Source organism: Flavobacterium sp. T12S277, from assembly GCF_048514875.1.
Classification (GTDB): domain Bacteria; phylum Bacteroidota; class Bacteroidia; order Flavobacteriales; family Flavobacteriaceae; genus Flavobacterium.
On record NZ_JBLYEG010000002.1, the window covers coordinates 245,480 to 257,297 of the forward strand.

The window sequence follows — 11,818 nt, forward strand, 5'->3', positions numbered from 1 at the left end:
ATTTCTAACTTTGTAAAAAACAAAGCAATGATTGATTTTATATACCAGGACCCTTATCCTATTTTGAAGGATGATACGCAATACCGCAAAATCACCTCTGATTTTGTAAAAGTAGAGCAATTTGGACAACGTGAAGTTTTAACCGTTGACCCAAAAGGATTAGAATTATTGGCTGAAGAAGCCCTTACAGATGTTTCATTCATGTTGCGAACTACACATTTGCAAAAACTAAGAAACATTCTTGATGACCCGGAAGCCACAGACAATGACCGTTTTGTAGCTTACAATTTATTACAAAATGCATCGGTTGCTGCCGAAGGTCAGTTACCAAGCTGTCAGGATACCGGAACGGCTATCGTAATGGCTAAAAAAGGAGAAAGTATTTTTACAGGTGTTGATGATGCTGAATGGTTGAGCAGAGGGATTTTCAATACTTACCAAAAACGCAACCTCCGTTATTCTCAAATAGTACCGATTTCGATGTTTGAAGAAAAAAATTCAGGTTCGAATCTTCCGGCACAAATTGACATTTATGCTAAAAAAGGAACTTCATATGAGTTTTTATTTATGGCAAAAGGCGGTGGATCAGCTAATAAAACCTATTTATACCAACAAACAAAATCTTTACTGAATGATAAATCCATGGATGCTTTCATTCGCACAAAGATTAAAGATTTAGGAACATCAGCTTGCCCTCCGTACCACTTGGCTTTAGTAATTGGAGGAACTTCTGCGGAAGCGAATCTAAGCGCTGTTAAAAAAGCATCTGCCGGTTATTACGATCATCTGCCTACTTCTGGAAATATGGCTGGTCAGGCATTCCGTGATTTAGAATGGGAACAACGTGTTCAGAAAATCTGTCAGGAGAGCGCTATTGGTGCTCAGTTTGGCGGAAAATATTTCACACATGACGTTCGTGTAATCCGTTTGCCGCGTCACGCTGCTTCCTGCCCGGTTGGATTGGGAGTTTCTTGTTCAGCAGACAGAAATATTAAAGGAAAAATTACGAAAGACGGAATTTTCGTAGAACAATTAGAAGTAAATCCGAAACAATTTTTACCGGAAACAGCTCCACACTTAGAAGCTCCTGTTGAAATTGACCTGAATATGCCAATGGCTGATATTTTGGCCAAGTTGACACAATATCCAATTAAAACACGTTTAAAACTAAACGGAACTGTAATTGTAGCCCGTGATATTGCACACGCCAAAATCATGGAATTACTTGAAGCCGGTAAACCAATGCCGGAATACTTTAAAAATCATCCGGTTTATTACGCCGGACCTGCAAAAACTCCGGAAGGAATGGCCTCAGGAAGTTTTGGACCAACAACTGCAGGACGTATGGACGTTTATGTAGATGAATTTCAAAAACATGGAGGCAGCATGATTATGTTAGCCAAAGGAAACCGTACCAAACAAGTGACAGATGCCTGTCAAAAATATGGTGGATTCTATTTGGGATCTATTGGTGGTCCTGCCGCTATTTTAGCACAGGATAACATTCTAAAAGTTGAAGTGGTAGATTTTGAAGAATTAGGAATGGAAGCAGTTCGTAAAATCACCGTTAAAGATTTCCCGGCTTTTATTATTACTGATGATAAAGGGAATGATTTCTTTGAAAATCTTTAAAATGAGGTTCTAAGGTGCTGAGGCACTAAGGTTCTAAGTTTTCTTAAACAATAAAAAAAACCGCCTTCGGGCGGTTTTTGTTTTTTACTAAGTACTAGCTCCTTTGTTCCTCAGCACCTCAGTACCTTAATCCAAATCCTCACTTTCAAAAGCGATAAAATGAGACAATTGGCCCTTTACATTAAAAACAGGACTTGCATTAATTTTACACTTATAGGTACGGCCGTCTTTTCTATAGTTTTCTAACGTTTTTTCAAAAGGAATTTGCTTTTGGATCGCCGTTTTAATTTCTTTAAGAACAGCCTTAGAAGTAGCGGGGCCTTGAAACATCTTGGGTGTTTTACCCAAAACTTCTTCTTCCCTGTAACCTGTCATTCTTCTGATTCCGTTTGAAGCAAAAATGATCTTTAGCTCTAAATCGGTAACAACAACAACTTCTTTCTTCATTCGCTCTTCGATCTCCAGCTTATTTGTATCCCACGAAAACTGACTCGAAATTTTGTTCACTTTCTTTACATCTGTAAGAATAGCTTTCAATTCTTTCAAATGTTCACAATGAAAATCCCACGCCATAATTGGGACTGAATTACGATGAGAAACTTCTTCTGATTTATTAGTTTTCATTGCGAATGATTCAATATTAATATACTCCTTCTCTCAAAGGTAGAGAGAAAATTCCTCACAAAAGAACAAATTGCATAATTTAATTATTCTTTAATGCAATTAAAAGGAAAATTTAAGTTGGACCACTACGGCCTTCTTTTCTTCGGTATTTAAATTGTTCAGGGAAATTCCCAATAACCGAACCGAATCTTTCATTCGTTCCTGATACAAAAGCTCCTCAACGGTCTCCAGAATCAAACTTTTATCGGAAATAAAGTAAGGCAATGTTTTACTTCGGGTTTGTTGCGTAAAATCGCTGTATTTGATTTTGAGCGTTACCGTCTTACCCGATATATTGTACTTCTTTAATCGTCTCTCTAGAGATCCCGCAATTTTTTCGAGCTGTTCCAACATAAAAATCTCTGACGATAAATTAACATCAAAGGTATGTTCCGCCGCAACTGATTTAGTGACACGAGACGCTTTAACCTCACTGTTATGAACTCCCCGAACCACATTGTAATAAAAGGCACCCGATTTCCCAAAATGTTTTTCCAGAAACTCCAGCTCTTTACTTTTAAGATCTGCTCCTGTAAAAATACCCAGTTGGTACATTTTCTCTGTTGTCACTTTCCCAACGCCGTAAAACTTCCGAATAGGCAGTTCTTCGAGAAAAGCCAAAACCTCATCGGGATTGACTGTTTTTTGTCCGTTTGGTTTGTTGACATCTGATGCGATCTTGGCTACAAACTTGTTCACCGAAATTCCTGCTGAAGCTGTGAGTCCAACCTCATTCAAAATTCGGAGCCTGATTTCCTGTGCGAGCAGACTTGCGCTGGGATTGCCTTTTTTATTTTGCGTTACATCAAGGTAAGCTTCGTCAAGCGAAAGAGGCTCAACGAGATCGGTGTAGTCATGAAATATTTTATGAATTTTACCCGAAATCTCCTTGTAGCGATCAAAACGCGGACGGACAAAGATAATTTCCGGACAATATTTTTTAGCCAAAACACCACTTATCGCACTTCGTACACCAAATTTTCTGGCTTCGTAACTTGCCGCCGAAACGACACCCCTATTCTCTGATCCGCCAACAGCCACAGGTTTCCCGCGTAAAGCCGGATTATCCATCTGCTCTACCGAAGCATAAAAAGCATCCATATCAATATGAATGATTTTTCGATATATTGGGGTTTCGGACATGTTACAAATTTAAAGAGGAAAGACACAAAATGTACCGAAATAATCATAAAAATATCCGCTCCTATCATCCCTTAAAATTCATTCTAAATTCCAAATTCTAAATTCCAAATCCCAAATTCCAAATTCCACATTTTACATTCCACATTTTACATCTCACATTTTACACCTAACAATTCAAATCTTAGCCATTCATAAAGATTCTCAAGTTAATAGTCTCAAACGAATCATTTTCTTTATTTTTGTAATTCTACATTAAAGAATTAAAATGCGAACATTTGTTATAGGCGACATACACGGCGGTTTACTCGCACTTGAACAAGTGATAAAAAGAGCCAAAGTTACCACACAAGATACTCTTATTTTTTTAGGCGATTATGTTGACGGATGGAGCCAGTCTCCTCAGGTAATTGAATATTTAATGGACTTAAAGAGCAAGCAAAACTGTATTTGCATTAGAGGGAATCATGATGAACTGCTTTTGTCCTGGTTTAAAAACAAATCAGAAGATGTTGACGAAACCTTATGGTTCAAACACGGTGGAGAAGCAACTGTTCTGGCCTACGAAAAATTGAGCCCGGAAAAGAAACAGCTTCATATTGCTTTTCTCGAATCGCTGGAAGATTATTACCTTGACGATCAAAACCGATTATTTGTTCATGCAGGTTTTACCAATTTGAATGGAGTCAAATATGAATTTTTTCCAAAATTATTCTATTGGGACAGAACACTTTGGGAAATGGCGCTGTCCTTAGACCCCAATTTAAAAAGTGATCACGCACTTTATCCTAAACGTTTTACGTTGTATAAGGAAATCTATATCGGGCATACTCCCGTTACCCGAATTGGAGAGACCGTACCGATTCAAAAAGCGAATGTCTGGAACGTCGATACCGGTGCTGCTTTTAAAGGTCCACTGACTATTTTGGATGTTGATACCAAAGAGTTCTGGCAAAGCGAACCGTTAAACGAATTGTATTCTTCTGAAAAGGGTAGGAATTAATCCCTAAAAAGCTATTTTTGCACTTTAAAAAATAATTAAAATTTATATTTATGAAAAAGGTAATTACACTTTTGTTTTTAGTATCATTTGGATTCACGCAAGCACAACAGGCTTTTAAAGGAAAAGGAGATATTAGAGTAAATGTTGGTGCTAACTTACAAGATGGTGGTTCCGGAATTCAGGGTTCAGTAGATTTTGGTCTTGGAGAAAACTTCTCTTTTGGCTTTGTAGCAAATTATTTATTAGGAGTAGACAACTTTACTGGTTTCTATCACAACAATCCAACTCCCTATACCGATGTAAAACCGGAGTTTAAAGATCGTTTTGATGCTAAAGCCAGAATTAATGCTAATTTGAGCAGTGTGATCGGTGTTGACCAATTGGATATTTACCCGGGTTTAAGTTTAGGACTTCATAACTTTGGTGGTCATGTTGGTGGTCGTTATTTCTTTACGGATGGATTTGGTGTTTTCACAGAAATTGGATTCCCAATTGCAAAATACGGTAACAACAATGACGTATTTGATCATTTAAACAATCAGGTAACTTTTAGTTTAGGAGCTTCATTCAACTTGCAATAAGCCCCCGAACCTAGCGAATTCCAAATTTTGCAGAAAGCAAGATTTATAAAATTAAAAACCGCCAATCAGGCGGTTTTTTCATTTGGAATCTATTTGCTTACTAAAATGCTCCAGTGGGCTCCGCTATACACCTTATGCTTTTCTGAGAAATTCCCCTGATTGACCGCCAGCGAGAAGTTTAAAAGACTATTAAAATAACAAACCTCTGTACCAATTGCTGCTTCCCCAAATGTATTTACTAGTTTAAGTTTTCCTTCGTATACTTTTTTAGTGCCCTTAAAAACCTGAACCTTCACCAGATCTCCCGCTTTCAAATCTAAATTCGAAACCGTTTTTTTGTCGATATTCGTCCATACATTTCCATATTGAACATCCAGAACAGGAATACCACCTTTAATAACTCCTTTTTCAAAAACCGGTTTCTGGTAATCGATTTTGACAACCTCATTGGGCAGTTTAGGCCCTACTTCTTCAAATGTAATGGTTTTCGAAGCCAAGCGTGCTCCCGTAAAAGCATATACATCACGCCCATGAAACGTATAAGATTCATTTGAATTCTGGCGACGGTTTTTGACTTCATCGATTTCACGAATTTCTTGAATCCCTAATTGTTCCGCAATTAAAGTCAGCGTTCCGTTATCAGGAGTCACAAAGTAATGTCCGGATTTTGTCAACAAAACCACAGATTGTCTCGCCGTTCCTACTCCCGGATCGCAAACGGATAGGAATACCGTTCCTGCCGGATAATATTGTGCGGTTTGCGACAGACGATAAGCAGCCTCCCAAATATTATATGCCGGGATTTCATGAGTCAGATCAAATATCTTCAAATCTGTCGAAACTCCCATTGCCACACCTTTCATGGCTGACACGGCTCCGTCCTTCAATCCAAAATCGGATTGAAAAACCAATACATTATTCTGTGAAAAACTCTTAAAAGCAATCACACACAAAAGAAGTACTACCCGTAATTTCATCTCTAACTTTTTAAGATTATTAGATACACAAACTTACGAAAACCGGTTGAAGCACAACCATCGAAAGTTGTTCTTAGACCATTCATAAAAAAAGCCCCGCAAATTACGGGGCTTTTGATCTTAAAATTACAATTTTTATTTCTTAGCGAATTTCTTAACAATTCGTTTATTTCCATTGTTTAATTCGATAATGTAAAGTCCCGTTTTTAAAGCTCTTACATCAATTGGATTCCCGGAAAGCGCTCCGGTGCTAACTTGCTGACCCAATGCATTTGTAATTCTAAACGTATATCCTGTATTGTCTGTTAATGAAATATTTAACTCATCAACAACCGGGTTTGGATACAATGCGAATCTTGACGTTTCGTTAGTTTCCAATAATCCGGCAGCAATTTCCTGATTTACAATAGCTCCGGAAGCAGTGATATTAATCGAATAATCTTCTACCTGCCCATAAGAGAATGTCTCACAAGAAGTTGGTATACCGTTGTATTTCATCGAAACTCTCAGTCTTGTGGTTCCTAGTGTTGCCGTAGCCGGGATTGTAATTGTTCCTGTAGCTGTAGCTGCTGTAGAAGTTGCTTTGGTCCAGGCTGTTTCACCTGCATCTGTAAAATCACCATCCTGATTGTAATCAATAAACACAGCATAAGCTTCGCTGTAAACAGTAGAAGTCCAAACCGGAGTGATCGTTATCGTATAAGCTGTTCCTCTTGTTGCATTTGTAGAAATAGCGGTATAGTTTTCATAACCTGCCGTTCCGGTTGAAGTGTTATTGATTGTCCCGAATACCACTTTACCAATTCTCTCGTCTACAGTGCTACTTCCCTGAGAAGCACAATACGATACCGTTGCTGCAGTAGTGGTAACATTTACGACATTACTTGCCGCCGAAACATTTCCTGCCGCATCTTTGGCTTTCACACTAAAACTATAAGCTGTAAGTGGCGCTAAACCTGTTACAGTATAACTTGTTGTAGTAGAAGAACCTTTTAGAGTTGTTCCCTGGTAGATATCATATCCTGTAACAGCAACATTATCTGTTGAAGCAGTCCATGTCAAATTAGTTGTTGTACCTGTAGTACCAGAAGCCGCAAGACTTGTTGGAGCTGTTGGTGCAACGGTATCTGTAGAACCTGAATAAGCAGCACCAATACCTACTGCATAAAATGCATTGGTTGTAGCGATAACTTCAGCCGAACCAGCACCATACAAATCAATAGCCGATTGTATTCCTGAAGTTCTTGCATTGGCGTAAGTCGAGTTGGCAGTCAAATACACACTTTCTAAACGGTATGCAATTTTTGCTGCTTTATCGATTGTAATTCCTGTTACGTTATAGGCGTTTCCGATATCGTTTGTCCCTGTTTTACCAACAGACAAAATGTAAAACCAGTGATTTAATACCCCTGAATTGGTGTGAACACCGCAATAATCATTACTGCTTGTTGGTGTACAATTTGGGTTGATCCAATAGGTTCCGCCATAAGTATCCGGCTGACCTTCAGAGTTTGGATCGCTCATTGAACGTAAAGCAAGGTGCCCTGATCTTCTTTCGATATCTTCTCCAATTAACCAGATCGATTTTGTTGGTGCAGCCGCATTCTCAATACAAGCCCCCCAAATATCTGAAAACGCTTCATTCATAGCTCCGGATTCTTTTTGATAAGCCAAGTTTGCCGTATACGTACAAACCGCATGTCCGATTTCGTGTCCCGCAACATCGATAGCTGTTAAGATATCAAAATAAGTTCCGCTACCGTCTCCGTAAGTCATTACACTACCGTTCCAGTAAGCGTTGTCGTAAGCATTGCTGTAATGCACGTAACTTTTTATGATTGCTCCCGCATTGTCATAGCTGTTTCTGCCGTGTACAGTCGACCAGTAGTCATATGTTTTTTCAGCTCCCCAATGTGCATCCAGTGCACCATTGTCTTTATTGGTATTGTTAAACTCGGCAGCTGTCCAGTTGTTATCGGCATCTGTAAAATTTACAGCAGCGGTATAACTGGTTCCTTTTTTCATGTTGTAGGTGTTTATTCCTAAACCTCTTGTTGCATCTGCAAGGATATAAGATGCGCCGCTTAAAGTGGTTTGTATCACCTGCGTTCCGCTATAACGTGTCGCTGCATTTGCGGCAACAAAAGCTTTTTTGGCATTAGCATCATTTTGACTGATTGCTTTTGCTTTAGCCGCTTTTACTTTACTCCCATGGCTGTACTCGCCAAGGTGTTTGATGGTAGCATTGTAAAACAAGACTTTTCCGGTTTCGGCATCGATGTAAAGATCACCACGGCTTACCGGATTGGTGGCATAAATATCAAATTTATAAGCCAATCTCACTTTATCTGATTTTCGGTTTTGGCCCTGGTCTTCCATTGCCGGCAATAAAACCAATTCGCCTTTTGGCTTTTCATAGTTCATTGCAGCAGCGTCTGCCGGGGTTTCCCATAGATACTGTTTTGCTCCTGTGTAAGCGACCGCTCTGTCAAAAGCAGCTTTACTGGATAATTTTGGGGTTGTTTTTACATTTTCAAGAGCATAAAATTCTCCGTTCATCGAAACTAATTTTCCGTCTTTTGAATGTAGAGTGTAGTTGGCAAATTCTACTTTAACACCTTGCTCGTACAATTGAAACTTTTCGTGTGTAAAACCTTCTTTATCAGAGTCTATCCTAACTTTCGCAAAAGACTGGTTGTCTTTTAGCCCTAGTTGTTCTCTAAAAACAGTATTGTAATCTGTTCCTCTGTAAGTCGATTTATCACTAAACGTGATTAAGCTTGGTTGCCCATTTTCAGATACATTTTTCTGACTTACCCGTTTGTCTGTGTTTTGGGCAAATCCCGATACTGAAAATGTAAGAATAACAACGACCGTTGCCATAATTCCTGGTAATTTTTGGTTCATAATAATGTGGTATTTAGTTTGGTTAAATAATTACAAATAAAATACTAAACGTAAGTAAATACTTTATTTACAAGATAAAAGTATTTTATTTAGGTTAGATAATCGATGAAATTTGCCTTTAATCGACAAAATGCAACACTTTTTACCTTAAATTCACTTTTATTTAACAAACTGTGATTATTTCACAAAAAATAGGCCCAAAAAATAATTATTCTATTGATTATTAGTGCATTAAACACAAAAAGTCAGGAAATATAAGGGTTTCCGTAAAAAACCAACCTCCTCCTTCCTTCTTAATTTTTTCCTACAAAAAAAGGCCAGCCCTTTTAAAAGCTAGCCTTCATGCGATTTTATCACAATTACAGAATTATCTTATATCCATCTCCGGAATTTCTCCTTCAATAATCAAATCAGCTTCGGTTGAGGCAATGATATGTTCGACAGAAATACCTGGCGCTCTTTCTAAGAGCTTAAAACCATTTTTAGTTACTTCCAGAACAGCAAGCTCGGTTACTACTTTTTTAACGCAGCCTACGCCTGTTAAAGGTAAACTACATTTTTTCAGGATTTTCGATTCCCCTGCTTTGTTCACGTGCATCATGGCAACGATGATGTTTTCGGCAGAAGCTACCAGATCCATTGCACCACCCATTCCTTTCACCATTTTACCCGGAATTTTCCAATTCGCGATATCTCCATTTTCAGAAACCTCCATAGCCCCCAAAATAGTCAAATCTACTTTCTGGCTTCGGATCATTCCAAAACTAAAAGCCGAATCAAAGAAACTGGCCCCCGGAAGTGTTGTAATGGTTTGCTTTCCGGCATTGATGATATCTGCATCTTCCTCTCCGGCAAAAGGGAAAGGTCCCATTCCTAGAACACCGTTTTCACTTTGAAATTCCACTGCAATATCCTCTCTGACATAATTTGCTACAAGAGTTGGAATACCAATCCCAAGGTTCACAAAATATCGGTCTTTTACTTCTTTTGCAATACGTCTTGCAATATCTTCTTTTGTTAACATATTTTTGAATGTGTCAATTACTCAATTAGTCAATTAGACAATTAGATAATGAGATAATTACTAGATCGTTATTCAATTATCTAATTGTCTAATTGTCTCATTATCTCAATTATCTATTTTTTATTTATAAAATAATCCCAGGTTGCTTTTGCAATATCAGCAATAATTTTTTCGGTATTTTCCTGAGATTCTGTAATGTTCGTTAAATAAACGGAAAGAACAAAATGTTTTCCATTTGGGAGTTTAACGATCCCCACATCGTTCATGGCAACCCGTAAATTAGCCTCGTTGGTTCCCGACATTCCGGTTCTGTGTGCCAACTCTGTATTTTCAGGTAATCCTGCTTTCATCCAGGTAAGCCCTCTGGAAGTTTCGACCATGATTTGATACAAATACTTTGTTGTGGCTTCTTTTAGCACTTCACCCTTAAAGAATTTTTCAAGCAATACCGTTGTCGCCCATGGCGTTGTGGTATTCACATAAAGATTCTTCCAGCTTTTCATTTGTTCCTCGTTAACTTTAATAACGAAGTCCTTAATCCCCTGTTTGTTTATGAATTTTTGTACTGCCTTTGTACCGCCCAATACATCAATCAGAATGTCACAACCATTGTTATCACTATGCGAAACCGTATAGCGCAACAATTTATCCAGCGTCAAACTCCTGTTTCCATCGGGAAAATCTTCCCTCATCGGACTCCAGGTATCCGGGTGCAAATCTTCTTTTTTAATGAAAATTTCCTGTGTTAATGACAGCTTCCCTTCATCCACTTTGTTTAAAACAGCCAAAGCAATATGAAATTTAAACACACTCATCATAGGAACTTTTAGGTTTCCATTAATACTCAAAGTGTCTTTATCTTCAATGCTTTTGATCGCAATTCCTACTGTGGCATTCTTATCTGCAACAATCTGGCGTAATTTCTCACGCAGCTCAGTTGTCGTCTGGGCAAAAGCCTGAAACGACAAGAAAGAGAACAGGAGGGTACAAAAAGCTTTGGTCATTTTTTTTAATGTGTCAATGTGAAAATTAGATAATGTCAAACTACGCGTAGTCCAAATTAATTATCTAATTGCCTCATTTTCTAATTATCTATTTCTAACAGTACGTTGCTCGATTCTCTTCTCAAATTTTTCTCCCTGAAAGATGCGCTGTACCATAATTCCCGGAATGTGGATCTGGTTTGGATCTAATGTTCCAACCGGAACTAATTCTTCGACTTCGGCAATGGTTATTTTACCAGCTCCTGCCATACAGGCATTGAAATTTCTGGCTGTTCCTTTAAAAATCAAATTTCCGGCTTCGTCACCTTTCCAGGCTTTTACAATGGCAAATTCTGCTTTAAAAGCCTGCTCCATGATGTGCATTTTTCCATTGAATTCACGAACCTCTTTTCCTTCGGCAACTTCAGTTCCGTAACCTGCCGGTGTAAAGAAAGCCGGGATTCCGGCCTGTGCGGCACGACAGCGTTCGGCTAAAGTTCCTTGTGGGGTCAATTCAACTTCCAGTTCACCGGAAAGCATCTGACGCTCAAATTCAGCGTTTTCTCCCACATAAGAAGAGATCATCTTTTTAACTTGTTTTTTTTGCAAAAGCAATCCCAAACCAAAATCATCAACACCCGCATTATTCGAAATACAGGTTAAATCTGAAATTGAAGTATTTACCAGGGCTGCAATTGTATTTTCAGGAATCCCGCATAAACCGAAACCGCCAAACATGATCGTCATTCCGCTTTCAATTCCTTTGATAGCGTCCTGAACGTTATTTACTTTTTTTGTAATCATAACAAACTGTCTTTATTACTGTATATTTTTGATAAAAATAAGATTTTTAGATTAAATTATAACGATTTCGTAAAAAATAAAATGATTGATTTTACCCGCCAAAA

At 38.3% G+C, this 11,818-nt stretch carries 10 protein-coding genes; 3 read left to right on the top strand and 7 right to left on the bottom strand.

Annotated elements, in window-relative coordinates; translation table 11 throughout:
- Positions 1-27: 27 nt before the first annotated feature.
- Positions 28-1,632 (top strand): fumarate hydratase, encoded by a 1,605-nt coding sequence (locus tag ACN1CN_RS05285; RefSeq protein ID WP_419134903.1) that lies wholly within the window; start codon positions 28-30, stop codon positions 1,630-1,632.
- A gap of 126 nt (positions 1,633-1,758) precedes the next feature.
- On the opposite strand, the gene ACN1CN_RS05290 is transcribed toward ACN1CN_RS05285, so the two are convergent.
- Both ACN1CN_RS05290 and dinB read right to left on the bottom strand, forming a co-directional pair.
- Complete coding sequence (locus tag ACN1CN_RS05290) at positions 1,759-2,256, bottom strand: PAS domain-containing protein (RefSeq protein WP_419134904.1); 498 nt, start codon at positions 2,254-2,256, stop codon at positions 1,759-1,761.
- 99 nt (positions 2,257-2,355) lie between these two features.
- A complete protein-coding gene (gene dinB / locus ACN1CN_RS05295) occupies positions 2,356-3,438 on the bottom strand; it encodes a DNA polymerase IV (RefSeq protein ID WP_419134905.1) in 1,083 nt (360 codons plus the stop codon).
- Between the two features lie 265 nt (positions 3,439-3,703).
- Between dinB and ACN1CN_RS05300 the strand changes: the two genes are divergently transcribed.
- Positions 3,704-4,438, top strand: a complete 735-nt coding sequence (locus ACN1CN_RS05300) for a metallophosphoesterase family protein (RefSeq protein ID WP_419134906.1) — start codon at positions 3,704-3,706, stop codon at positions 4,436-4,438.
- A 50-nt stretch (positions 4,439-4,488) separates the two neighbouring features.
- Complete coding sequence (locus tag ACN1CN_RS05305; protein WP_264525729.1) at positions 4,489-5,019, top strand: DUF6646 family protein; 531 nt, start codon at positions 4,489-4,491, stop codon at positions 5,017-5,019.
- A gap of 89 nt (positions 5,020-5,108) precedes the next feature.
- Here ACN1CN_RS05305 and ACN1CN_RS05310 read toward each other — a convergent pair whose 3' ends face one another.
- The 5 genes from ACN1CN_RS05310 to ACN1CN_RS05330 form a co-directional block, all read right to left on the bottom strand.
- Positions 5,109-5,996, bottom strand: a complete 888-nt coding sequence (locus ACN1CN_RS05310; RefSeq protein WP_419134907.1) for an SAM hydrolase/SAM-dependent halogenase family protein — start codon at positions 5,994-5,996, stop codon at positions 5,109-5,111.
- Between the two features lie 135 nt (positions 5,997-6,131).
- On the bottom strand, positions 6,132-8,903 hold the full coding sequence (locus ACN1CN_RS05315) for a M4 family metallopeptidase (protein ID WP_419134908.1): 2,772 nt from the start codon (positions 8,901-8,903) through the stop codon (positions 6,132-6,134).
- A gap of 367 nt (positions 8,904-9,270) precedes the next feature.
- Positions 9,271-9,927 carry a 3-oxoacid CoA-transferase subunit B gene (locus tag ACN1CN_RS05320; protein ID WP_264525732.1) on the bottom strand — a complete coding sequence of 219 codons (657 nt, stop codon included), beginning with the start codon at positions 9,925-9,927 and terminating at the stop codon, positions 9,271-9,273.
- 113 nt (positions 9,928-10,040) lie between these two features.
- Entirely contained in the window at positions 10,041-10,931 is an 891-nt protein-coding gene (bla, locus tag ACN1CN_RS05325; protein ID WP_419134909.1) for a class A beta-lactamase, subclass A2, read from the bottom strand.
- Between the two features lie 84 nt (positions 10,932-11,015).
- A complete protein-coding gene (locus tag ACN1CN_RS05330; RefSeq protein WP_264525734.1) occupies positions 11,016-11,714 on the bottom strand; it encodes a CoA transferase subunit A in 699 nt (232 codons plus the stop codon).
- Positions 11,715-11,818: the final 104 nt, after the last annotated feature.